The following is a 23341-nucleotide window of genomic DNA, read 5'->3' as shown; positions in this document are numbered from 1 at the left end:
TTAAATAGTATTTACATCAACACGGGTGGCAATATTGCTGAAGTACACATCCTCAAGATTAGGGATGGCCGGAACAAAGCCGTTTCCGGGTTCTGTTTCCTGTAAAATCCGGATATGAAGTTTGCCCGTTTTTAACTGCGTGGAAATCACTTTAAAATCATCCTGGTAATGGCCAAGCTCCGCTTTATTGATCGCCTTGCTGTATATTTTACCTTCCATTTCGTTTACTGCGTTCTCGGGTTCGCCGGCATACAAAACCTCTCCCATGCAAATGATGGCAAAATTGGAACAGAGGGTGCTCACGTCCTCAACAATATGTGTTGAAAGGATCACGATGGTGTTCTCGCCTAACTGGCTTAATAAGTTATAAAAGCGGTTTCTTTCTGCAGGGTCGAGGCCGGCGGTTGGTTCGTCTACAATAATCAGTTTTGGATTACCAATCAGTGCCTGGGCTATGCCAAATCGTTGTTTCATCCCGCCAGAATAAGTGCCTAAATGCTTCTTTTTATCCTTCGATAGGTTGACATTCTCCAGCAGGGAATTTACGAGGTCTTTTCTTTCCGATTTATTGCCGATACCTTTTAATTGCGCTATATGATCAAGCATCCGTTCGGCTGATATTTTTGGATAAACACCAAACTCCTGGGGCAAATAGCCCAGTAATTGCCTAACCTCCGTCTTGTTTTTTAACACATCCAGGCCGTCCAGAAAAACGCTGCCCGAATCAGCCTCCTGCAGGGTTGCAATGGTACGCATCAGCGAGGATTTACCTGCGCCGTTAGGGCCCAATAACCCGAACATGCCATTGTTAAGGGTTAATGAAACGTCTTTTATCGCCTTTACTCCATTTGGATAGGTTTTGGATAGGTTGTTGATCGTTAATTTCATTTTTGTTCAGATTTAGATTTTTTTAATAAGTTTTGTGCTTTACCGGTCAATATCAATTTGGCGCTGTCGGCCAGGTGGTAATTCAGTTCGCCGATTTGAGCGTTATTCAACATCAATTTGCTGGCATTTAAAATAGCCAGGTTCGCTTTTTGTATTTGATTATTTTCCAGAATTACCAGCTTCGACCCGCTCTTATCTTTTTTACCAATATTGGCATTAACCGTTTGAAGATGATCGTTCGCCAGGATAACCGTACATCCATAATCCTGGTTAATGGTTAGGCTATCCTGTTTAAACCCGTCTATCAAAACCTGGCGCATCCGCCAATCATCCCTTACTATCGTATCGGTTACCTGTTTGCCGTTTGCCTTGTAGGTGGCATCGGTATTTATAGCTGAAAGATGAGGACATGAAATTACAAGCGTATACGTACTCGGGTCAGAGAGGTAGCTGTCCTCAAATACTGCGTTGATGCGCAATTTTTTACCAATTTGTTTGATGCGGGTATATTGTGAAAAATTCGAATCTATCCTCACCTTAAACGGACCTTGCACAAATTTTACATTTACCGCAGTTGAAGAAACCAGGTCAACAGTGTCAAAGTCCTTAAATTTTAAATCAACAAAAGAGTTATATGGATCTTTGTATTTCCCTGAAAAATAAGCTCTTTTAAGTAAATAATCGTACCATACCAGTGATATTAACACAAGGATGATTCCCGCAACCACCAATTTATAACTTGTTTTCATTGTTATTGTCCGATTTGTAATTATCCCTTTTAAACTGCTCAAACCATTGCTGCATTTCTTCAAAACTGATATCCAGCAAATACATATTTCTAAAAATGCCCTGCAGATCCTGTTCAATAAAGCGGTCTCTTCGGTATGCTTTTATTTTATCGTAACCATCGGGCGCAACAAATAAACCCAAACCCCTTTTGTTATAGATCACTCCCTGGTTTTGCAAAAATTCGTAAGAACGCATCACTGTGTTGGGGTTAACTTCCAGCTCTACGGCCAGGTCCCGTACTGATGGTATCTTTTGTTCTCCCGGCCATTTCCCCATTAAAATATTTTCGCTTACAAAAGCGGCAATTTGCAGGTAGATAGCTTCGTTGTCTCTAAACTCCATTTTTCTACTTGTTAATTAAACCTGCTTTTCTTTTAACCGGTAATACGCCGCTATCCAAAATATTACTGCCAAAACTGCAATGATAGTGATCATCCAATAATCCTGGTGACTAATATTGATCTCGAAAGTTCGCTGATTGCTTTGAATCCTTAAATCCCCAAACGGTACAGTGATATCAACGGGCTTTGGAATAAACCCACTCAGCAGAATTTTATTAACGCTGATTAATAACCCAACGGAAATAAAAAACAAAAAAGCGGTTTTTATAAAGTGTAGCTTATCGAAAAAAATAGCCCCGTAAAAAGCAACCGCATGCATTAGTGCATATAACACGTACATTTCACATACAGGTGTTTTAAAAAAGTTGATCACCTCATCCTGGTGCCCCGGAAAATGTTTAACATTTATCGCGAATGATACAACGAGGGAAAAGCCAGTAGTATAAAGTATAATGAAGAGTAAAAAAGAATAGATCCAGGCCACCAGGAATTTCTCAAAATGTGAAGCCGGCAAAGTAAGCAGTGCGACAGCTTTTTTCTTATCGCCATACCCGGAAAAAATGGTGCTGGTAAATATCGTGCCGGCCAATAAAAGAATAATGGAAAAAAGAGCAGTTTGCAAACCCTTGTCCATTGGCGCCTCAATCATGTAAATCAAAAAACTGCCGCCCAGTATCATTACCCCCATCAATACGGTTAACGACATCAGGTAGCTCTTATAATTTTCGACCGTATGCTTAACAAACAGCCTTCCGAACCTGTTTAAGTTAAATAGGTTATTCATTTGGCGATGCTTTTAAAATTTCCAATAAGGTTTTGTTGCCCGTGATAATGCCGTTGAAAAGCAATTCAAGATCCACCTTGCTGAAGTTGCCTGTCATATTGCGAAGGATGGCATTTTTGCCGCGGATGCTTTCTTCTTCGTAGACAACAGGCAACCCTCCGGTATCAGGATAGAGACCAAAAATCAACTTATCCACCACTTCATCCATGGGCAGGTTAACTACAATTTCACGGTCATTCAAAACAAGTAAAGTATCGATCAGGCTGTCCAGATCCCTTACCTGGTGGGTAGAGATCACCATACAGCGATCATCAGTAAGTACCGACGCGATCAATTTCCGGAACTGCACTTTTGAAGGGATATCCAGGCCGTTGGTTGGTTCGTCCATTATTAAAAGGTTAGTGTTGGTTGCAAGCCCAAAAGCAATCATTGCCTTTTTTTGTTGCCCAAAGGATTGTTTATCCATTTTGCCGTCCATATCAACGTCCAGCAGTTTAAGGTAATGGTAAAAATCGCTCTGGCTGAATTTTGGATAAAACCCGGCGGTATTGGCAACAAACTGCACCGGCGTTAGCGAGGGAACGTATAACTCCTCCGCAATAAAATAAATATCCTCCAATACGGAAACGGTCCGATTCGAAACATTTATACCATTATATAAACAACTTCCCTTTTGAGGAAACGCAAGCCCGGTCATATTCTTTAACAACGTTGATTTACCTGCACCATTTTTACCAAGCAGCCCATAAATATGTCCTTTGTTTAATGACAGGTTGAGCCCCTCAAAAAGCAGGGTTTTCTTCCTATATCCAAAGCTTAAATTTTCTATTTGTATCATACCTATATAGTGTATTAGTATAATAGTACACTACAAATTTAGAGTTGTTTTTTAAATTAGCAAATATTTGGAAAAATAATTTTTTGGGGTATTCGCGCAGTAACCACACACCTGAAAGGCTTTTTCATAAGCTATTTTCCAAAATATTTATTTTTAGGGAGTATCGGGGTTAAAAACTTCCTTTTTACAAATAACCGGCATCCACCTGATTATCTATGGGATACAGATCAGGAAAATTGAATTAACAGCCGGATATCGCTCTTTTTTCCAATAAAACAATTTTTTTTTTGATGGCTTAAGCGAATTGCTATATTTGCAGTCCCGAAAAAAGGGGTTTAAAGAATAAGGGTCATAAAGACCAAAATGGTGAGGTGCCTGAGAGGCCGAAAGGATCAGTTTGCTAAACTGACGTACGGGAAACTGTACCGAGGGTTCGAATCCCTCCCTCACCGCTGATTTCAATATCAAAAACAGACAAAAGCCTGCAAATTAAATAATTGCAGGCTTTTGTTTTTAGACTAATTCGCAGTTTTATGCACTAAAACGCAATAAGAAGGTTCATAAATCGACGAGTTGAAACTTCAAAATCCTTATTCACCAAATCAGCCTGTTTATTTGATTATCTTTTTTTGGTAATTGAACATCTTGCGCAGAAAATAAAAGGCAGGTGATTTAAATTATATAAATGAGATTCACTCAAGTTGAAATGAATAAGCAACCATTTGATCATGATGGGACAGAGAAACGGAAAGCCCGAGCTTTACATCACCTTTTAATACGATAGGGACTCCATGCGTACTTTTGCCTACAATAAGGTCGTCCAGATGGAAAAGCTTATTCAGTCTATTCACTAAAAACGCCCTAACAGCGTTTGATTGGTATTCAGGATCGGAGCTATTGATTAATTTGATCCCCCAATTGGTGTTTTCAAAATCTTTATCGCCATTTACTACTGAAACAACCAGCTCGCGGTACATTAACGATCTTGAATAAAGCGTATCGCAACCGAAGGTTATTACGCTTTTCAAAACAGCCTTATGATCAAAGTTGACACCTTCGGTTTCAGTACCCTCAAAGTTGGTTTCAGTATATCCAAACGGTAGTTCAATTTGTTGTACAGCAAATTTGGTTGGCGAAAAAACCAGGCCGGGATTAATTCTATACAGGTATTTGTAGGCCGATTCTTTTATTGACCATAATAACCAAACAAAGTTTTCGAAAGGAATCGCCGCTGCTTCCAACTCCACGTAAAGTGTTTTTTCGGTATCAGAAAGTATTCTTGAATAAAATCCGGGCTGATTTGTGCGGGTTTTATTGATTGCAGTTAAGGATACAATATCATTACCTGTACTCAACATTTTTTTGATTGATTTTTTCGCTTATGACATCAATGCAGGAACCCACATTAATCATTTTATCGGCGGCATCGAAATCGATCTCAATATTATATTTGGTTTCCGCGTCAATAATAATGTCCACCAGGTTAGCAGAGTTAATTTTCAAATCCCTTATCAGATCCGTATCGTCGTTAATGCTATTCAGCAATTCTTTGTTGGTAGTATAAGGTGCAAAAACCTTTTTTAGCTCATTTAAAATTTCAGCTCTGGTCATTTTTAATTATATTTTGAAAATATTAAACATGAATTAACATCGCCAAAACCAAAATTTGCTTTAGCCACAATATTAATTTCTTTTTTTATCATATCAACAGGCAGGCAATCTATACCTATTTTGTTAGTAATTTCGGGGTTGGGATCTTCCAGGTTAATGTTAGGATGAACAAACTGGTGCGCTATTTGCAACACCGCTGCTACAGATTCTATGGAGCCGGCAGCGCTCAGGCAATGGCCTATCATTGATTTTAAAGAGTTGATCAGTGGAAAATCATCTCCCGCTCTTTTTAGTGCGTCGCTCCAATTCTGGATCTCCTTGCTATCAGCATTAGTCGCCGTTAAGTGCCCGCTGATCAGGTCTATCTGTTGTGAGTCTACGCGTGAACTGGCGAGCGCCTGCTGAATACACCTGATAACACCCGTTGAATTAGCGGCCGTCATGGTGCCGCCCTGTCTTTGTCCGCCCGAATTGCTTGAGCCGCCCAAAACCTCTGCATAAATTTTGGCATTGCGCGCTAAAGCAAAATCCAGCTCCTCTAAAACCAATGCTCCAGCACCCGATCCGGGTACAAATCCACCGGCCGATGAACTCATCGGCCTTGACGCCTGTTCAGGATGATCATTAAACTTCCAAGACAATACCCGCATGGAATCAAAGGCGCCATAAACATAAGTGTCTACATGTTCGGCACTACCGGTAAGCATGCGCTTTGCATAGCCGTGTTTGATGTATTCGTAGCCCATTAAAATGGCCTGCGAGCCCGTAGCACAGGCTGCTGAGTTGGTGATTACCTTATTACCCAAACCCAGCCGGCCGGCTATATACGATGTTACACCACTGTTCATGGCTTGCTCCACAACGCGTGAGCCTAATTTTTTTGCTTCTTTATTGTCTACCCGGATGATCACATTTTTCATAGCTTCCGTATCGGCAATGCTATTTCCAAAAACGCAACCGGTTTCCCAGCGGGGTTCGTCGGTTTCATAATCCATTCCCGAATCGGCCCAGGCATCCAACGCAGCTGCCAGTCCATAAGCAATATTTGTACCTTTTAGACCATGAAGCGTAACTTCGGAAATATAGTTAATCAATTTAACCCATTCAAAATCAGGCATCCCGGCTAGCCGACAGCTAAAATTAAGCTCTTCGTACCGCGGCATAAATTTTATGCCTGATATTCCATTTTTTATGGCATGCAAAAAAGAAGGAACTCCTATTCCATTAGGCGACACCACCCCTAAGCCCGTAACCACTACACGCTTAGTCATTTTTAATATTTATTTTTTTTATAACGCCCGAAAACATTCCTTTTGCAACCAGTTCTTTCGAACTATCCAGCAGTTCGACATAACATTTTAACTTTCCGAATCGGAAATATTGTTTTTTTGAGATAACCGTAACTTTTTGCCCGGGTAAAACAATCTTATAAAAGGAAACATCTGTTGAAGTAAGCAAGGGAAACAATGAATCGTTCTCCATAAAATTCAAACGGGGCTCCTTAAGTACTAAAAACATTCCCAAAACCACCAGACCTATCTGCGCCATAATTTCGGTTATAATTACCCCTGGTGTAACCGGGTTTCCTACAAAATGGTCCTCATAAAAAAAGGCGTCATTTCGTAGCGTATATTCTCCCATAACCTCATCTTCATTAAGTAATGAAATATTGTCAACAAAACGGAATGACGATTTATAGGGTAAATGGCTAAGTATATGATTATTCATGTGTCCTGTTAAAAAATAGTTCTATTTGCAATGCTCACCGCCATCTACATGAATTATGGAGCCGTTTATCCAAAACGACTCCTCTGTACATAACAGGTAGATAACACCGGCAACGTCGTTTGGTTTGGTCATTCTTCCAAATGGATTCCTTTTAGTACACATTTCAATTAATTTCTCGCTTCCGGGAATCCTTTTTAACGATGAAGTTTCGGTAACACCTGCTTGTATGATATTTGTTTTTAGCCCGTAAGTGCTAAATTCAACTGCCATATATTGCGCAAGGCTTTCTAAAGAAGCTTTAGCCATGGAGACAGCGGCATACCCCTCCCAATATTTATGTGCACCTTCACTGGTAAGGCCAATGATTCGCCCGTCGCCGTGAAAAAGCTCAGCATTTAACAACAGTCTTGTCCAATCGAGCAGACTGGTGCTCATCGCATAAGCGGTCAATTGTAGATCCTCAATAGACAACACATTATAAACATCATCGGCCTCCACTAAATCGCCGACAGCCGAAATTGTTGTTTGGCTGACAACCAGTGGCTTTAAATTTCCTCTTGCAATGCTATGGAGCAGCAATTTCACACTATGTTTACCGGCGCACGCGGCAAAATCTTTTATAAATGATGCCCGCCCGGGATCGTCTAGCGCATTGATGTTATAAGGCAATATGGTTGTGGCGTTTGATGCGGCAATTTTTATAAACTTTTCTTTCAGCAGTTTTTCGGCAGCCGAAGTTTCGCGGTACAAAACAGCTATGTTCATCCCATGCAACGCCAGTTTTTCAACAGTGGCGAAGCCAAATCCGCTTGAACCACCCAAAATAACCGCCCACAAACCCGAAAATTGTAATTTTTTATCCATTTAAATTGCCTTTAAAGCTGGCAGTCCGACCAGTATTTGATGTGATACCTTAACACTACAATCGCACAAAAAAAATCATAGTGCCTGTTCATATCTATTTTTACTTATGATTGCTGTATGCCGTAACAATTCCCGGAGTAATATGTTACAGAATAAATAATAAATAGTACATTTTTAATCCATATGCCAATTCGGGGTATATAAAGGCCAAAATAGATTTTATGTTTAGGATGACAGCTATAAAAATTGTGATAAAATGGAAAACTATACTCGCTGCTACCCTCCTTATGGGTCCCGGCTTTTTAAAAACATGCGAGGCTCAGCAGAAATTTGAGAAATCAGTGTTTTATAATGTGATGGCGTCGGGTGATCTTGATGCTGTAAATAACGAAATCAATATTGTTCAGGATGAGCAAACAAGCCATAAAGAAGGATACGAAGGAGCTTTATTAATGAAAAAGGCTGGTTTGCTTGCAAAGCCCAAACTAAGATTAAAATTTTTTAAAGAAGGGCGGATCAAGCTGGAAACAGCATTGCTGGCTGACAATGAGAATACAGAATTTCATTTTCTCCGCCTGGCCATCGAAGAACATGCCCCCAAAATAGTGAAATATCATGCCGACATTGAAAGCGATAAATTAATTATTCAAAAGAATTTTAAAGGCTTATCACCTGTTGTTCAGCATGCTATTCTTGATTACTGCAAAAACTCAAAAGTACTTCATGCAGCTAATTTTTAACCCTCACCCCAATGCATAAAAAAATACTGGCGATCTATTACACACAGTCTGGTCAGATGGGTGAGATCATGGAGGCATTCACCGCCCCGCTGGTTGAAGCAGGCGCAACCGTTGAAAAAACCGTGATTACGCCGGTTACGGGCTATAGTTTCCCGTGGACAGGCAAACGTTTTTTTTCAGTAATGCCTGCTTGTGTGCTGGGTATTCCCGAACCATTGGCACCATTGGGCATAAAGGAAAAAACTTACGACCTGATCATTTTAGGTTACCAGCCATGGTTTTTATCGCCCAGTATTCCAAGTAGTTCCCTATTGCAGGATGCCGGGTTTAAGGCTTTATTAAAGAACACACCCGTTATCACTATCAGCGCTGCCAGGAACATGTGGATCAATGCGTTTGTCAGGGTACGAAATATGTTGAAGGATGCCGGGGCAATATTAGTCGGCAATGTTGCGCTGGTTGATAAACACCCGAATGCAGTAAGCTTTATTACCATTTTTTACTGGATGCTATCGGGTAAAAAAGAGCGTTACCTTGATATTTTCCCTAAGCCGGGCATTTCGGACGAGGATATAGCAAATACCGGCGAATTTGGAAAAACAATTGCCAAACACCTGGACTATTCTTCATGGGAGGGCCTGCAGGAGGAGTTATTGAGTCAAAAAGCCGTTGAGATTAACTACAAATTGATGTTTATTGAAGCAAGGGCAAAACCGATATTTAAAATATGGGCAAGTTTTATTGCCAAACGCAAAAACAGAATGCCGTGGCTGATTGTGTTTAAATATTATCTTTTTATTGCCTTGTTTTTAGGAGCGCCTATTCTTCTTGCGATGGATGCAGTCTTTTTAAAACCATTTTCATCTAAAAAAATAAAAACAAAAAAATTAAGCTATTTACAAGTAATCAACAGATAAAATATGCCTGGCTCCAATGTTTATATAAATCAAACTGCTGCTTTTTTTCCGAATGAACCGGTTTCAAATGATGAGATGGAATCGTACCTGGGTTATATTGATAACAGGCCATCCAAATCACGCAGCATCGTGTTGCGCAATAACGGCATTGTCAACAGGTATTATGCACTTACCAAAGACCGGAAGTCAACCCATACCAATGCCCAGATGACCGCATTGGCTGTTAAATCTTTATTTGACCGTGATCCCGAAAAATAAAGGAGATCGAACTGCTGTCATGTGGTACATCATCTCCTGACCAGATGCTGCCGAGCCACGGCGTGATGACACATGGCTGGTTGCCGGAGAGCGGGAGTATCGAAGTGGTATCTCCATCGGGCGTCTGCTGTGCCGGTATGCATGCCCTCAAATACGCCTACCTTGCCATCAAAGCAGGAGATGTTAAAAAAGCTGTCGCAACCGGTTCTGAACGATTTTCGGGGCTGCTGGTGGCGGAGGTTTTTGAGGAAGAGGCACAGAAACTGAAAGAGATGGAAGAAAACCCTTACATTGCATTTCAAAAAGACTTTTTAAGATGGATGTTATCTGACGGCGCATCGGCCTTTTTGATGACAGACCAACCGAATGAAGAAGGACTGAGTCTCCGGATTGACTGGATAGAAGGTGTTTCCTATGCCAACCAGATGGATGCCTGTATGTATATGGGCGCCGAAAAGCTGGAAGATGGCTCGTTAAAAGGCTTTATGGACTATACGCCGGAAGAAATCATGACCCAATCGGTCTTCAGCATCAAACAGGATATTACATTGCTGAGCGACAACATTATTAAATTGGGTGGTATAAAGATCAAGGAGATCTTTGAAAGGCGGGAACTTACAGCTAAGGACATTGACCATTTTTTACCACATATATCCAGTAATTTTTTCAAAAGCAAGATCTATGATATGATTGAGGAATATGGCGGCGGCATTCCTTATGAAAAATGGTTTATGAATTTATTTACAGTTGGAAACGTGGGCGCTGCATCCGTATATCTGATGATTGACGAGCTTTTTAAAAGCGGGAAATTAAAAAAAGGCGAGAAGATACTATTGCTCGTGCCTGAAAGCGGGCGTTTTTCGTATATGTATGCCATGCTAACGGTTTGCTAAAAAGCACCAGTCTGATAACGCTATGAAAAAGGATAAAGTGCCGCAGGATTTAAGTTCGCTCGGCAAGATCACTAAAGAGGTTTGTTATGCCACGGATAATACCGGTAAATATGTTACCGCATTGAGCAGCGGCTGGGAGGTAAAGATCAAAGCGCTGGATGTGGCCTGGAACGATATTGAAAAGCGGATTGAAACAGCCAGGGAACAAGTGCTGACCAATCATGCCAGCCCTCTGTTGTTCTTTATGGAATACAGGTTAATGGACATCGGCATTTTAGCCGATTATACAGGCTTTTGGAAATGGCAGATCAAGCGCCATTTAAAACCAAAAGTATTTAACCGGCTATCGTCTAAAAAACTGCAAAAATATGCCACCGCGTTTGATGTTAAGGTGGAAGAACTCAAAAATATGACTATACATGAAGATTGAGTTCGAACACCGCCAGGCTGCACATTGTGAATCGGGTGTTACCAGTAATTTATTAAGAATCAGTTCGCAGGGCAAAATCACCGAACCGCTTGCCTTTGGCATAGGCGCAGGGTTATTTTTTGCCCATATCCCTTTCATGAAGATCAACAATGGTCCGGCTATCGCTTTCCGGACATTGCCGGGGCATATTTTCAACCGCACATGCAAATCATTGGGCATACCGGTGACCCGGAAAAAATTCCGTTCGACAGAAAAGGCAGAAGCATTTTTACGCACATCGCTTGATAATGGTCACGCGGTGGGTTGCCAGGTGGGTGTATATTATCTCCCTTATTTCCCAAAAGAATATCGCTTCCATTTTAATGCCCATAACTTAATTGTTTATGGCCGTGAGGAAGAAAATTACCTGGTGAGCGACCCCATTATGGAAGGCACCAATATTTTAGACCGTTATCAGCTGGAAAGGGTTCGCTTTGCCAAGGGGGCTCTTGCACCTAAAGGCCATATCTATTATCCTTACCGCGGGGCTGATATTAGCGATGAACAGATAAAACAAGCCATTAAATGCGGGATCAAAAAAATGCGAGCAACATGCTGGGCATACCCTTTGGCTTTGCAGGTGTAAAAGGGATAAAAAGCACGGGAAATAAAATAAAAAAATGGCGGGATAAACTCGGCCTGCAAAAAGCGGGTTCATACCTGGCACAAATGGTGCGGATGCAGGAAGAGATAGGCACCGGCGGCGGCGGCTTCCGTTATATTTACGCCGCTTTTTTGCAGGAAGCTGATGCCTGGTTGCCCGGCAACGGATTGGCAGCAGTATCGGTTATGTTTACACAAGCAGGCGATTTGTGGCGTACCGCAGCGGTACAGGCAGCCGGGATTTACAAAGGGAGGATTAGCAGCCAGCAGGATTTCGACTTAATGGGCAACTACCTGATCGAGATAGCGGAGTTGGAGAAAGAGGCTTTCCTTGTTTTAAAGAAAATAAAATGGCAATAAATAATTCCCCGGCAATCAACATCCTGCATATGGGCTTCCGGTATCCCGGAGGCTCCGGTGTTATTTTCTCAGATCTGAACCTAAAAGTGGCTAAAGGCGAACGGTTTGGCTTATTCGGTCCTAACGGAGCAGGTAAAACTACATTGATAAGTTTAATGACAGGATTACTCGCTCCGGACAAAGGTCAAATCGAACTTTTCGGTCACAGGATTGGTAGAGAGCGTAATTTGGTAAATAACCTCTTTGGTTTTGTACCTCAGGATTTTTCTTTTTACCAGGAACTCAGCCCGGTTGAAAATATGGAATTTTTCGGCGCATGGTCGGGCCTGGACAAGAAGACGATCAGGAATAGAACAGATGAATTATTGCAGATATTGGGGCTGGAAGAAGTAAGGAATAAACAAGTGCAAAATTCTCTGGCGGTATGAAACGCAGGGTTAACCTGGCCATTGGCGTCATCCATGAGCCGGAAATATTGTTTTTAGATGAACCGACCGTTGGCGTAGATGTTCAAACCAGGCATGCCATTATCAACTATCTTTTAGAATTAAATAAAAACGGTACTACCCTTATTTATACCTCGCACCAATTAAGCGAAGCCGAAGGCTTATGCCAGCAGGTTGCCTTGATTGATGATGGCAAAATAATAGCCCATAACAGCCTTAATGAATTGCTTAAAGATTATAAAGAGGACAGCCTTGAACATTTATTTTTAAACTTAACAGGAAAGGATTACCGGAACGATGTTTAAACTCAGGGCTACCATATTAAAAGATATAAGAATCCTTTGGAGGGATAAAGTTGGCCTTAGTTTGATGTTTGCTATGCCTGTTATGCTGGTTATTGTGGTAACCAATATACAAAACAGCACTTTCCAACTGGTTAGTAAAAATAAATTGCCCATACTCATCTCCAACCAGGATACCGGCCAGATTAGCAGCCGGCTGATAACCTCCATTAATAAAATAGGCATGTTCAAGGTATTGCAGATTTCCGGCCACCAAAACGAAAAATCAATGTCGGATGCCATGCACGCGAAAGATGCGATGCTTGGGGTGATCATCCCGGCAAACTTCTCGTCAAAAGTAGCGGCCAAAGCAAATAATGTAGCCGGTAAGGCACTAAAAAGTTTTGGATTAGAGGGCGGTACGCTTAAACCGGCGGGCAATGTTGACCCGCTTACTCTTTATTATATCCCGGTGTTGCAGGAATCCTTAAGGCTTTCTGTTGAAGGGGCCGTAAGAAGCGCCTTGCAATTGGTGGAGAGCAGGGAGACATTAAGAAGCCTCTATTTTTCGATCAATGAAAAACCGATGCCCGAAAATCTCGAAAATGAAATGCTGAATAATAAAACGGCGATTAATGAAATTCCGGTCACAAAAAGCGGTACGCATATAGCGCCAAATGCAACCCAGCATAATGTGCCCGCATGGACAATATTTGCCATGTTTTTCGTCATCATGTCATTAGGCGGCAGTGTAGTAAGGGAAAAAGTAAGTGGCAGTTTTATCCGGCTAAAAACCCTACCCACCAGCTATTTGGTTGCCATCGTGTCGAAACAGATTACCTATCTCTGCGTAACCATGCTTCAGGCGGCCGTGATATTCTCGATAGGCCTATGGCTGTTCCCGGTTATGGGATTACCGGCACTTAATTTACCATCAGATCTGGTGGCCCTTTTTGCGGTAACCATAATTTGCGGCTGGTGTGCGGTAAGTTATGCCATTTGTGTGGGCGTATTTTCAGATACACAGGAGCAGGTGAATGGCTTTGGAGCCATCTCCATCGTCATATTGGCCGCTATCGGAGGGCTTATGGTACCAAGCTTTGCTATGCAGGGCTTTTTCAGGAACTCCGCCAACTTCTCGCCCATGCACTGGTGCCTCGAAGCATATTATACCTTATTTCTGGAAGGGGGAAAACTAAAAGATATAATAAACAATATTGCACCTTTGTTTATTATTACTATATTACTGCAGGCCGCAACGTTTTTGGGGCTCAAGAGAAAGAATTTAATATAACTACCTAATGGATAAAGCAGCATTAAAAGAACAGTTAAAAAGCCAGATCATACAATTCCTTAACCTTACAGACCTTACTACTGTTGACATCAAAGATGACGAGCCTTTATTTGGCGACGGCCTCGGATTGGATTCCATTGATTCACTTGAATTGATCGTTTTATTAAAAAAAGAGTATGGCATCACCATTAAAGATCCCCGGGAAGGACGAAAGATATTAGTGGATGTGAATACGATGGTGGATTACATCGAGGAGCATCAGGTGAAACTATGACTCACCCGGCAATAAATGTCCCCTGAAATTTAAAACAAACAACCGCTCCTTTAACTAATTTGGCTGTTATACAAATATGGCCTTCTGAAACAGATTTGTATGCTACATCCAAATTCGCTGAAGGCGTAGTTTCCGGATCAATCATCGTTAAAAATTTTAAATGTTCTGCTTTTTTTAAGCGCAAAGGGGTACCCAAAGCCTGTTCCAATACTTCTTTCACTATTTGTAACATACAGGCGCCAGGTATTACAGGCTGGCCTGGGAAATGCCCGTTAAATATGTCGCAATCCTTATTTATATCTATAGTTGCACTAATTGCATTGTAGTGCTGTTCAATTTTACTGATTCCGAATAACGCATCGTTAGTTTTTAGCATCCCGATAAATTTATATCGCTGAAAGCAACATTAAAGAATGGTATATCTTTTGATAGTGATTATAGACCAATATTTTTTGGGGTCGTACTTTTTTAGTGCTCCGTTCGACAACAGCTTCCGGGACAATTCCTTCTTTGATTATATTTGCACCCAGCCACAATGCAAATGCCGAGGATGTTGGATATTCTCCGCATAAATGCTTGTAATTAGCTAAATTTACATGATTAAAAAGCGACAGGTTTAATTGCTTATAGATATTATCATGTGCTGTATCACCGTTTCTACCTGTTATTACCAGGTCAATATCGTTAATTTTTAAAGCATTTTCGTCAAGGAATAATAGTACTTTTTTCTCGATATCTTCCATGCTGGCGGGTTTATAAATAGTTCGGATGGCGATAAGTTCTGCAAGATTTTTTTCGGAAGTTTTATCGCTCAATAAAAAAAACGCTGCACCCTCTCCCCCCACTGTCCCCCTTGTTTCGCTTGCGTACAGGTTGAAGTTAGAACATGGCATCCGCTTATAAAGGCCGAGGCGGCTTAATATGGTAAAGCTGGTATCGGTCATTTCATCTGTTCCCCCAACCAATATATTATCCGCTTCGTTTTCCTTTAAAAGCATTATTGCATCCAGCAGCGCACTCTCAAATGAAATGCCTTTATGCACAAAAGTATTATTATAAGCATGGCATTTAAGCACTAAAGCAATCTGTGCACCAACTGTATTATGGGTGGACTGGATAAACGCCGTTGGCGGAAGCATCTCTTCAGCCTGTTCAATTATCCGGGTTAAAAATGTTACGGTGTCTTCCAGGCACCCGTAAGCTGTCCCTGTAATTATAGCGCCCGGTATGTCTACGTCACCTTTTACAAGGCAATCCATCGCTGCGGCAACGCCCATTTTAATGACATGGCTCATCCGCCTGAGCGATTTAGGATCAACAAATGCTTTATAGTCTGGCTCAATTGCTTTCAACCGGCCCCCGTGATATTCCACAACCTCGCCTACAAAACTTTCGCTGCCAAAGGTGTTTTGCGGCGATATACAAGCAGTTGACCGGATATAAACCTTCATTTTAAATTTTTGAAAATATGAGTGATGTGCAATTACCTCCGAAACCGAACGAGTTAGACATTACATGATTAATGTTTTGATCTTTCAAAAATCTTTTTTCAGGCACCAGCTGTAATCCACTCATTGGCGTTTCAAATCGAAGGTTTGGATAAATCAGACCATGCTCAATAGCCAAAACAGAGAATACGGCTTCGATACCACCGCTTGCACCCAGCGTATGGCCTGTAAATGACTTGGTTGAACTCATCGGTGGATAATCAGGGCCAAACAGGCGTTTGATAGCGGCACCTTCGGCACTGTCATTATTGGGCGTACCTGTACCGTGCAGGTTGATATAATCAATGTCGGCAGGCTTTAAACCGCTTTTTTCAAGGGCGCCTTTCATAGCAAGGTAGGAACCCGTGCCATCCGGCGAGGAAGCCGTTTGATGGTAAGCATCGTTACTGTTGTTATACCCGCTGAGTTTACCATATAATTTTTTCTTTAATTTTTTTGCAACCGTTTCCGAAACCAATACCAGGTATCCTGCGCCTTCACCCAAATTCAAACCTCCGCGGTGTTCATCAAATGGCTTGCAAAACGATGCATCCAATATCATCAGGGTGTTAAAACCGTTAAGCGTAAATTTGGTTAAAGCATCGGTGCCGCCGGCTATCACAATATCAAGCACATCATTTTTTATAAGCCGGGCTGCGTAAAAAATAGCGTTTGCAGAGGATGAACAGGCGGTGCTTATCGTCGTTATAAAATCTGTAATACCCAGTCGATCCCCCACAATCTCCGTCATACTGCCGCATTCATGGTCATAAACATTTTTTAATTTACCCTTACTGTTGTTATCCACAAAATCAATAAAAAAGTGCTCACTCCTGTCCATTCCACCTACTGTATTTGCCGAAACAAAGCCAGTGCGAAGCGTATCAAAATGAGGTATAGCCGCATCTTTTAACGCCTCCCGTGCTGCGGCCAGGCTCAATAACGCCGTCCGGCTCATATCATCAGGCAGGCCCGTTATTGCAGCAAGTTGCCGGTTGTCCAGCTTTACTTCAGCTACAGGCAACTTTTTACGATATATGGTGTCAAGTATCGTGATATCACTCATACCGGCATCTTCCTGCTCAAATGCCAATAGGTGCTCCTGCACATTGTTACCAATTGCCGAGATAACGCCAACGCCTGCCACGTATACTGATGAGCCCATATTCAATAGCTTAGATATATTAACTTTCCCCGAAAATATGAGCCATACTTTCCGCTGAAAACAAAACCGATTGTTTTTCTTTTTTCTTTTCCACCAAATACAACACCGTCTTATATTCCTGTTCCAAAACATCCGCCCAGCCACAAACGCAGGCCCGGACTAAATTACCATTCAACAAATTACTCACATAATGTTCAACAAAACCAGCATCAAAATGTTCAGTCAGAAAAAAAGCCTGTTCCCCTTTAAAATTATTGCGAATGCATATTTCTCCTATCACAATATTTGGCAAGGTATATACAAATAGCGAGGGGCTGGCCATTACCTTTGTTGTTTCAAAATATTTCAGATCGTTATCCAGGCTGCTGTTGGAATTCATCAAAACCACTCCAATTTCTTCTGGCTTATAGCTTTCTTTACTAAAATTATCCATAAGTAGGATTTCGGAAGCAAGCCAACCCAGCTTGCTTAAATTATCCATCTTATAATATTTAGGATAATTTAGTTGAAAATACCGGTAAACGGAAAGTAAAAAAACAGCAGGTTCGGCGCCGTTATTTTCGAGTATCTTAACATTATTTTTGCATACCATACCGTCCGTTATGGTGCAACTGGCTGTTATATAATTTTCTTCAGGCAAAATCTTTATTTTTAAATAACAGGCTATCTAATCCATACCAAAAACCACTGCCCCATTACAACCGCCAAAGCCCGATGCTGTTTTGAGGCAAATCTTAAAATCTCCCCGTAGCAGACTGTTGCAAACATTTAAAGGCTGGGTTACCCCATTGTGCTCAAATCCTAAAGTTGGCAAAACCAAATTTTCTTTCATCGACTGAATTGATATAATAGACTCGATCAACCCTGCTGCACCTAAGGTATGCCCATAGTAAGCTTTTAAACTGTTCACAGGAGTAGATTGCAGGTCTGTCAAAAAAAAGGCGTTTGCTTCCATTTCGTCATTATAAACAGTGGCCGTTCCGTGAGCTGAAATAAAATCAATATCGGCAGATCTAACCGCTGCGTCTTGCATTGCTTGTTTTATAGCACCGGCGAGTTCTTTGCCAGTACGTGACGGCCCGGAAATATGGTTAGCGTCATTACTTACCGCGCCACCCTTAATTTTTATATTCTGGCTGTAATTTTTATTTGTTGATAAGATGACGGTTGCTGCGCCTTCACCTAAGTTCAATCCATCCCTCAGCCGGTCAAAAGGTTTACATATTTGCGGGCTAAGCGCCTGAAACGACTCAAAACCCGAGAAGATAAATTTCGAGATTACATCGGCACCCGCTATTACCGCGTTTTCAAATTGCCCGGCCCGAAGAAGCCGCATCCCGGTTAAAATGGCCAAAACACCTGAAATGCACGCGTTTGATACAACAATGGGCTGATTAATAAATCCGAAATACTTCGAAATCAACCTGGCAGAGGTTGGCAAGGCGATCCTTCTTTTTAGCGTTTCGCTCATGATTTCGTTTTCCAGCAAACTAATACTGCCCTTGGTAGAGGAGATGATCAGTACCGTTTTTTTATCGGAGATAGTTATCCCGCTACCGTGCAAAGCGCCGGCAATGGAAGCAATTAGCAACTGCTCAAATTTTGTATAATAGTGCGGATCGTTCTTTAAAAAACTTTCATCTTTCCGGAATAATGAAGCATAAAAAGGCTGTGCGGAAATATCCGGATCATGGTACTGTTTTAAGGCTGATACCCCTTGTTTTAACTTTGAAAAGTTTTGAGCGGTTGTTTTACCGAGCGGAGATGATATGTTATCAGCGACGATAAAAACGTCCGGCCCCTTATTTTCCTTTAAACTGCTCATGGTTACATCGTGTCCTGTTTATTGCTTATAAACACTTTCATTTCGCACTGCGCCAGTAAATTTTTATCATGCCAGACCCTTCCTGAAAAAACCGTCATTCCAAAAATCTGATTTTCGATAGTGATCTCGGTGATCAGCTCGTCATTAATTATTGGCAATTTATATATTTCAAGGTTCTTAATGGCCCCGATATACGCAACAGACACTGGCCTGTTTTCCTCTTTTGCCATATACCCCGCCCATAGCGCCGCCGTTTGAGCCATATTTTCCAATAAGCCCGCCTCCTGAAAGGTATTATTTTTTACCAAAACATTGTCCATGCAAATAAGGAAACTACTTCGCGCGTTTAACTCATCAGCCTGAAGCAACTTGCTTACCATCACAAACGGTGGTTGTTGAGGAATAAGTGAGAGAATATCGTCCACCGGAAATATCATAAATTCAGGAATATAAACCTCCATTAATAGAAAGCACCTGACCTGTGATATAAGCAGCCTCCGGCGATGCCAGGAAAGCTGCCGCGTAGGCAACTTCCCCGGGCAAACCAAACCGTTTTACCGGTATAAGGGCTTTCAGTTCTTTTTCATTCAAAGCTGCAGTCATGTCAGTTTTTATAAAGCCCGGAGCCAAAGCATTAACGGTAATTCCCTGCCGGCCAACTTCCTGGGCCAGGGCTTTTGTGGCGCCAATTACCCCCGCCTTCGCTGCCGAATAATTGGTTTGCCCGGCTAAACCCTTCAAACCCGACAGCGACACAACATTAATGATGCGGCCATACTTTCTGGCCAGCATGCTGTTTAATACCAGCCTGGTAACATAAAAAAAGCTATCGAGATTGGTTTTTAACACATTGTCCCATTGCTCATCGGCCATCCAGGCCATCAGGCTGTCGTCGGTTATGCCCGCATTGTTAACCAGCACTTCAATATATTTTTCGTCATTAGCGGCTATCCAATTACCCAATATGTGCTGGATCTGGTTTTTATCGACCACATCAAACCGGAGGAGTTCGCCGTCACCTTTAGCTTGTTTTATATACGAAAGCGTTTTATCAGCTTCTTCTGTATTGCTTTTATAGTTTATCAGCACATAATAGCCCATAGCGGCCATCCTGATGCAAATAGCCCTGCCTATGCCCCTTGAGCCGCCGGTAATTAGTGCACATTTCATTGAGTTGCGGCGACAATTTGAGCTGAACCGACAAGGAACTCTTTAACGCTGCGCAAATCCTTATACTTGGGCAGGTCTTCAATAAATTTGGGGAATATTTCCCTTGCTTCATCATACAATGCGCGGGAAACAGACGAAAGCCTGTCGCGGCACTCCAGGTAATCAATTGATTGCAAAATCGTCATTAATTGTATGGCAAGTACTTCAAATGAGTTGTCGATTACTCTTTTTGTCATAAGTGCCGCGTTACAGCCCATGCTGACGATATCCTGGTTGTCGTTATTATTCGGGATGCTATGTACATACATCGGAAACGAAAGGCTTTGGTTTTCGGCAACCGTTGAAGTTGCTGTAAACTGCATCCCCTGCATTCCAAAATTAAGGCCAAGTATGCCAAGGTTTACAAATGGAGGCAATTTTTGATTCAGCTTATTATTCAGCAAATAATTCAGCTGCCGTTCTGAAAGCATTGACAATTTGGTGATGGCTATCTTAAGCTTATCCATTTCCAATGAAACATAATCACCATGAAAATTACCGCCATGATAGATATTTTGATTTTCATGATCGATCACCGGGTTATCATTTACTGAGTTTAATTCATTTACCAACACATTTTCAGCCTGCTCAATGGTGTCATAAATGGGGCCAAGTACCTGTGTAACACATCGCAGCGAATAATATTCCTGCACTTTATCTTCAAAAAACTCCTGATCCTGGTTAGCAGGATCATACAAATGTTCCGAACGATCCCGGATCATTTTACTATCTATTAAAATGTCGCGCATCATTGCGCCAATTTCATTTTGGCCCTTATGCAGCTTAACCCTGTTCAATTCGAGCGAATAATGATCGTCATAGGCCTCCACGATCTCGTTGACCATTGCTGAAAACAAAACAGACCAGCTCAGTAATTTCTTCGCCAGTATGATATTGATCATCCCGATACCGGTCATCGCGGAAGTACCGTTTAAAAGTGCCAGGCCTTCGCGGATATGAATAGAAAGCGGTTTTATACCGAACCTGTTGAAGATTTCAATTGCCGGGTGAACTTCCCCTTCAAACAGCACTTCACCTTCACCGATTAGCATTAACCCCAAATGGGCCAATTGTACCAGGTCGCCGCTGGCGCCAACTCCGCCATGTTCGTAAATACAGGGATTGATGTTTTTATTGATTAGCTCCTTCAAAAGCTCAACAACTTCTGTGTGCACCCCCGAATGTGCCAGCATCAGTGAATTCAAACGCGCTATCATTAATGCCTTTGCCAAAAACGCAGGTATTAGTTTACCGCTTCCGGAAGCGTGGCTCCTGATCAGGTTGTACTGAAGCTGTAACATGTTTTCTTCGCTCACCTTGTATTGAGCCATAGGCCCAAAACCAGTGTTTATACCATAAATCAATTTGTTGGAAGAAAATTTTTTGAGGAATTTGAAATTGACTTCTACGTTGTTTAAAGCGGTTTTATCTAATGCAATTTCTTTTTGTTTGTATATGAGTTCAGAAAAATCATCCAAAGAGAGCATGCCATGTCCAACAAATATCATGGGCTAAATTATTATATAAGGTTGTAAATTGTAGTAGTAATAAAATAATTAAACACTAAAAGACAGGAATAGTTTTTACGATCTGAGGTCGATGAATTTAACAGCCTTTCTGCTGGTATCCTGAAATTGTTTTTTTTGAATTTCTTCGGCGTTTACATATTTAATATGGGGGCTTACCCTTAACCTTGCCTGCAAATAGGCCCTTATCCGGTGGTCACAGGCCTCGCTCTCTTCAACAGGAAGCAGGTAAAGCAATACCTGGTCGAGCCCGATCTCATTTGAGTAAACCTCGATTACAAAATCGAGAATCTCTTCCCGTTCGTTCAGCAGGTCAAATAAAGCCGGTGGATAAAGTGTGGTCCCTTTAAATTTGATCATTTGTTTTTTCCGGCCCATCACCGGCGACAAGCGCAAACTGGTGCGCCCGCAGGCACAAGGTTCGTCATCATACATACAAATATCGCCTGTTTTGTAACGCAGCAAAGGCATGCCTTCAACTCCCAGGGTTGTAATAGTTACTTCGCCCGGCGTATAGGGTGCTACCTGCTTGTTATTTTCGTCAAGCAATTCAACAATCAGCAATTCAGGCTGATAATGTCCGCCACGGCCCTCTGAGCATTCCGTAAAAGCAGTTTGCATCTCGGTAGAAGCATAAGTTGAGTATAAATGAATATCCCATGATTCCGTTATTTTTTTTCCTAAAATATTCAGGGAGAAATCGGTGTTGCGAATATTTTCGCCGATGCAAATTGCTTTTTTTACCGAAGTACTATGGATATCAATACCGGTTTCCTTAGCGAACTGAATTAATTTGAGAATAAAGGATGGAACAGCCACAATAGCCGTTGGCTTTAGCCGCTTAATAGTTTCCCATTGAAGGGAAGGTACGCCGGGCCCTAAACGTATTATACCAGCGCCAAGTTGGCGAATACCGGAATAATACGCTATTCCGGCCATAAACTGCCTGTCGAGCGTGAGCATTAACTGGTAAGTATCATTTGCCGTCCCATCGGCGCACAAAAAAGAATTATATTCGTTACATGCTAAACGATCAAGATCATTTGCGGTAAGCGCAATGGTTACCGGGCTGCCCAGCGTTCCGGAAGTAGAGGTATATTCCGCCACCTTTTCAAGGGGTACACATAAAAAATCATCGTTTCGCTGCTGAAGGTCATCCTTACTTGTCGTTGGTATAAACTGAAGATCAGCAAGCGTTTGTATAGCATTAATATCTATTCCGTTTTTTTTGAACAGTTCCTTGTAGAATGGTGAATACCGGGAGAGATACAACAAAAGTTTCTGTAATTTTTGTTCCTGCATCAGCGTTGCCTGATCTGTTTTCCGGCGATCTGTTTCCTGAAAAATTGTTATCATTTCTCTATGATTACTATTGCTGTTGCCATTGTTTTTATATGCGACAACGACACTAAAATTTTAACGATTCCGAGTGCGCCGATTGTTTTTATGGTTGAACCCAGTAATACCAGTTCGGGTTTTCCGGCATCGTTATTTATTATTTCAATTTCATTAAACAAAGTCCCTTCAAGCCATCCGGTACCTATTGCTTTAAAAAAAGCCTCTTTAGCGGCAAACCGGGCTGCATAATGCTGAAACTTGTTTTTTTTGGCCTCGCAATAAAGGATCTCATTTTTCGAGAATACCAATTCCCTGAACCCGCTTTCCTTACCTATTTTAGCTGCTACCCGTTCAACTTCAATCATATCAATACCAAGTCCAGCAATCATTCTATAAAACCAATTATTTATTTA

At 41.6% G+C, this 23341-nt stretch carries 30 protein-coding genes, 1 tRNA gene and 1 pseudogene; 12 read left to right on the top strand and 20 right to left on the bottom strand.

Going from position 1 to position 23341, the window contains the following annotated elements:
• From MgSA37_RS12140 to MgSA37_RS12120, 5 genes are read right to left on the bottom strand one after another with little or no spacing between them, the layout of a single operon-like run.
• The gene (locus MgSA37_RS12140; protein WP_096352231.1) at positions 1 to 888 is read right to left on the bottom strand and encodes an ABC transporter ATP-binding protein; all 888 of its coding nucleotides are present in this window, start codon (positions 886 to 888) and stop codon (positions 1 to 3) included.
• Positions 885 to 1637 (bottom strand): hypothetical protein, encoded by a 753-nt coding sequence (locus tag MgSA37_RS12135; protein ID WP_096352230.1) that lies wholly within the window; start codon positions 1635 to 1637, stop codon positions 885 to 887. Before MgSA37_RS12135 ends, MgSA37_RS12140 begins: the two co-directional genes overlap by 4 nt.
• Positions 1621 to 2019, bottom strand: a complete 399-nt coding sequence (locus tag MgSA37_RS12130; RefSeq protein ID WP_096352228.1) for a GntR family transcriptional regulator — start codon at positions 2017 to 2019, stop codon at positions 1621 to 1623. The genes MgSA37_RS12135 and MgSA37_RS12130 overlap by 17 nt, the downstream gene beginning before the upstream one ends.
• 15 nt (positions 2020 to 2034) lie before the next feature.
• Entirely contained in the window at positions 2035 to 2802 is a 768-nt protein-coding gene (locus tag MgSA37_RS12125; RefSeq protein WP_096352227.1) for a hypothetical protein, read from the bottom strand.
• Positions 2795 to 3640: an ABC transporter ATP-binding protein gene (locus tag MgSA37_RS12120; protein ID WP_096352225.1), complete on the bottom strand. Its 846-nt coding sequence runs from the start codon at positions 3638 to 3640 to the stop codon at positions 2795 to 2797. The genes MgSA37_RS12125 and MgSA37_RS12120 overlap by 8 nt, the downstream gene beginning before the upstream one ends.
• Before the next feature lie 365 nt (positions 3641 to 4005).
• On the opposite strand from MgSA37_RS12120, the gene MgSA37_RS12115 reads away from it, so the two are divergent.
• A tRNA-Ser gene (locus MgSA37_RS12115) sits at positions 4006 to 4092 on the top strand.
• Positions 4093 to 4332: 240 nt separating this feature from the next.
• Here MgSA37_RS12115 and MgSA37_RS12110 read toward each other — a convergent pair.
• The 5 genes from MgSA37_RS12110 to MgSA37_RS12090 are packed head-to-tail and all read right to left on the bottom strand — an operon-like array spanning position 4333 to position 7843.
• The gene (locus tag MgSA37_RS12110) at positions 4333 to 4998 is read right to left on the bottom strand and encodes a 4'-phosphopantetheinyl transferase family protein (RefSeq protein WP_096352224.1); all 666 of its coding nucleotides are present in this window, start codon (positions 4996 to 4998) and stop codon (positions 4333 to 4335) included.
• Positions 4982 to 5251: an acyl carrier protein gene (locus MgSA37_RS12105; RefSeq protein ID WP_096352222.1), complete on the bottom strand. Its 270-nt coding sequence runs from the start codon at positions 5249 to 5251 to the stop codon at positions 4982 to 4984. The genes MgSA37_RS12110 and MgSA37_RS12105 overlap by 17 nt, the downstream gene beginning before the upstream one ends.
• A gap of 2 nt (positions 5252 to 5253) precedes the next feature.
• Positions 5254 to 6522, bottom strand: coding sequence for a beta-ketoacyl-[acyl-carrier-protein] synthase family protein (locus MgSA37_RS12100; protein WP_096352221.1), 1269 nt, complete (start codon positions 6520 to 6522; stop codon positions 5254 to 5256).
• Positions 6515 to 6979: a 3-hydroxyacyl-ACP dehydratase FabZ family protein gene (locus MgSA37_RS12095; protein ID WP_096352219.1), complete on the bottom strand. Its 465-nt coding sequence runs from the start codon at positions 6977 to 6979 to the stop codon at positions 6515 to 6517. The genes MgSA37_RS12100 and MgSA37_RS12095 overlap by 8 nt, the downstream gene beginning before the upstream one ends.
• A gap of 21 nt (positions 6980 to 7000) precedes the next feature.
• Positions 7001 to 7843, bottom strand: coding sequence for an SDR family oxidoreductase (locus MgSA37_RS12090; RefSeq protein ID WP_096352218.1), 843 nt, complete (start codon positions 7841 to 7843; stop codon positions 7001 to 7003).
• A 230-nt stretch (positions 7844 to 8073) separates the two neighbouring features.
• Between MgSA37_RS12090 and MgSA37_RS12085 the strand changes: the two genes are divergently transcribed.
• From MgSA37_RS12085 to MgSA37_RS12050, 11 genes and pseudogenes are all read left to right on the top strand, one after another.
• Positions 8074 to 8583, top strand: a complete 510-nt coding sequence (locus tag MgSA37_RS12085; RefSeq protein ID WP_096352216.1) for a hypothetical protein — start codon at positions 8074 to 8076, stop codon at positions 8581 to 8583.
• 11 nt (positions 8584 to 8594) lie between these two features.
• Positions 8595 to 9500 (top strand): hypothetical protein, encoded by a 906-nt coding sequence (locus MgSA37_RS12080; protein ID WP_096352215.1) that lies wholly within the window; start codon positions 8595 to 8597, stop codon positions 9498 to 9500.
• Between the two features lie 3 nt (positions 9501 to 9503).
• Positions 9504 to 9758: a hypothetical protein gene (locus tag MgSA37_RS28810; protein WP_197706127.1), complete on the top strand. Its 255-nt coding sequence runs from the start codon at positions 9504 to 9506 to the stop codon at positions 9756 to 9758.
• Positions 9759 to 9802: 44 nt separating this feature from the next.
• A complete protein-coding gene (locus MgSA37_RS12075; protein WP_232010848.1) occupies positions 9803 to 10651 on the top strand; it encodes a 3-oxoacyl-[acyl-carrier-protein] synthase III C-terminal domain-containing protein in 849 nt (282 codons plus the stop codon).
• Positions 10652 to 10673: 22 nt separating this feature from the next.
• The gene (locus MgSA37_RS12070; protein ID WP_096352213.1) at positions 10674 to 11081 is read left to right on the top strand and encodes a hypothetical protein; all 408 of its coding nucleotides are present in this window, start codon (positions 10674 to 10676) and stop codon (positions 11079 to 11081) included.
• A complete protein-coding gene (locus MgSA37_RS28805; protein WP_197706126.1) occupies positions 11071 to 11706 on the top strand; it encodes a BtrH N-terminal domain-containing protein in 636 nt (211 codons plus the stop codon). Before MgSA37_RS12070 ends, MgSA37_RS28805 begins: the two co-directional genes overlap by 11 nt.
• Positions 11673 to 12083, top strand: a complete 411-nt coding sequence (locus MgSA37_RS28800; RefSeq protein ID WP_197706125.1) for a DUF4872 domain-containing protein — start codon at positions 11673 to 11675, stop codon at positions 12081 to 12083. The genes MgSA37_RS28805 and MgSA37_RS28800 overlap by 34 nt, the downstream gene beginning before the upstream one ends.
• A pseudogene (locus MgSA37_RS29745) lies at positions 12074 to 12519 on the top strand (ATP-binding cassette domain-containing protein); the annotation flags it as partial. The gene MgSA37_RS28800 and the pseudogene MgSA37_RS29745, both read left to right, overlap by 10 nt.
• The gene (locus tag MgSA37_RS29740) at positions 12508 to 12834 is read left to right on the top strand and encodes an ATP-binding cassette domain-containing protein (protein WP_394365402.1); all 327 of its coding nucleotides are present in this window, start codon (positions 12508 to 12510) and stop codon (positions 12832 to 12834) included. The pseudogene MgSA37_RS29745 and the gene MgSA37_RS29740, both read left to right, overlap by 12 nt.
• Complete coding sequence (locus tag MgSA37_RS12055) at positions 12827 to 14104, top strand: ABC transporter permease (protein ID WP_096352212.1); 1278 nt, start codon at positions 12827 to 12829, stop codon at positions 14102 to 14104. Before MgSA37_RS29740 ends, MgSA37_RS12055 begins: the two co-directional genes overlap by 8 nt.
• A 7-nt stretch (positions 14105 to 14111) precedes the next feature.
• Positions 14112 to 14378: a phosphopantetheine-binding protein gene (locus tag MgSA37_RS12050; RefSeq protein WP_096352210.1), complete on the top strand. Its 267-nt coding sequence runs from the start codon at positions 14112 to 14114 to the stop codon at positions 14376 to 14378.
• Between the two features lies 1 nt (position 14379).
• On the opposite strand, the gene MgSA37_RS12045 is transcribed toward MgSA37_RS12050, so the two are convergent.
• The 10 genes from MgSA37_RS12045 to acpS all read right to left on the bottom strand — a co-directional run bounded on the left by MgSA37_RS12045 (position 14380) and on the right by acpS (position 23317).
• A complete protein-coding gene (locus MgSA37_RS12045; RefSeq protein ID WP_096352209.1) occupies positions 14380 to 14754 on the bottom strand; it encodes a hotdog family protein in 375 nt (124 codons plus the stop codon).
• A gap of 10 nt (positions 14755 to 14764) precedes the next feature.
• A complete protein-coding gene (locus MgSA37_RS12040; RefSeq protein WP_096352207.1) occupies positions 14765 to 15829 on the bottom strand; it encodes a beta-ketoacyl synthase chain length factor in 1065 nt (354 codons plus the stop codon).
• Between the two features lies 1 nt (position 15830).
• Positions 15831 to 17030 carry a beta-ketoacyl-[acyl-carrier-protein] synthase family protein gene (locus MgSA37_RS12035; protein WP_096352206.1) on the bottom strand — a complete coding sequence of 400 codons (1200 nt, stop codon included), beginning with the start codon at positions 17028 to 17030 and terminating at the stop codon, positions 15831 to 15833.
• Between the two features lie 19 nt (positions 17031 to 17049).
• Positions 17050 to 17511 carry a hypothetical protein gene (locus MgSA37_RS12030; RefSeq protein WP_157750548.1) on the bottom strand — a complete coding sequence of 154 codons (462 nt, stop codon included), beginning with the start codon at positions 17509 to 17511 and terminating at the stop codon, positions 17050 to 17052.
• 186 nt (positions 17512 to 17697) lie between these two features.
• Positions 17698 to 18855 carry a beta-ketoacyl-[acyl-carrier-protein] synthase family protein gene (locus MgSA37_RS12025; protein WP_096352203.1) on the bottom strand — a complete coding sequence of 386 codons (1158 nt, stop codon included), beginning with the start codon at positions 18853 to 18855 and terminating at the stop codon, positions 17698 to 17700.
• A gap of 2 nt (positions 18856 to 18857) precedes the next feature.
• The gene (locus MgSA37_RS12020; RefSeq protein ID WP_096357435.1) at positions 18858 to 19292 is read right to left on the bottom strand and encodes a 3-hydroxyacyl-ACP dehydratase; all 435 of its coding nucleotides are present in this window, start codon (positions 19290 to 19292) and stop codon (positions 18858 to 18860) included.
• A gap of 4 nt (positions 19293 to 19296) precedes the next feature.
• Entirely contained in the window at positions 19297 to 20025 is a 729-nt protein-coding gene (fabG, locus tag MgSA37_RS12015) for a 3-oxoacyl-ACP reductase FabG (protein WP_096352201.1), read from the bottom strand.
• Positions 20022 to 21572, bottom strand: a complete 1551-nt coding sequence (locus tag MgSA37_RS12010; protein WP_096352200.1) for an HAL/PAL/TAL family ammonia-lyase — start codon at positions 21570 to 21572, stop codon at positions 20022 to 20024. The genes fabG and MgSA37_RS12010 overlap by 4 nt, the downstream gene beginning before the upstream one ends.
• Before the next feature lie 75 nt (positions 21573 to 21647).
• Entirely contained in the window at positions 21648 to 22946 is a 1299-nt protein-coding gene (locus tag MgSA37_RS12005; protein WP_232010847.1) for a phenylacetate--CoA ligase family protein, read from the bottom strand.
• Complete coding sequence (gene acpS / locus MgSA37_RS12000; protein WP_096352198.1) at positions 22943 to 23317, bottom strand: holo-ACP synthase; 375 nt, start codon at positions 23315 to 23317, stop codon at positions 22943 to 22945. Before acpS ends, MgSA37_RS12005 begins: the two co-directional genes overlap by 4 nt.
• Between the last annotated feature and the right edge of the window lie 24 nt (positions 23318 to 23341).

This window comes from Mucilaginibacter gotjawali (assembly GCF_002355435.1).
GTDB lineage: Bacteria > Bacteroidota > Bacteroidia > Sphingobacteriales > Sphingobacteriaceae > Mucilaginibacter > Mucilaginibacter gotjawali.
The sequence above is the reverse complement of the archived record's forward strand: the minus strand, read 5'-3'. Positions and strand labels throughout refer to the sequence as shown.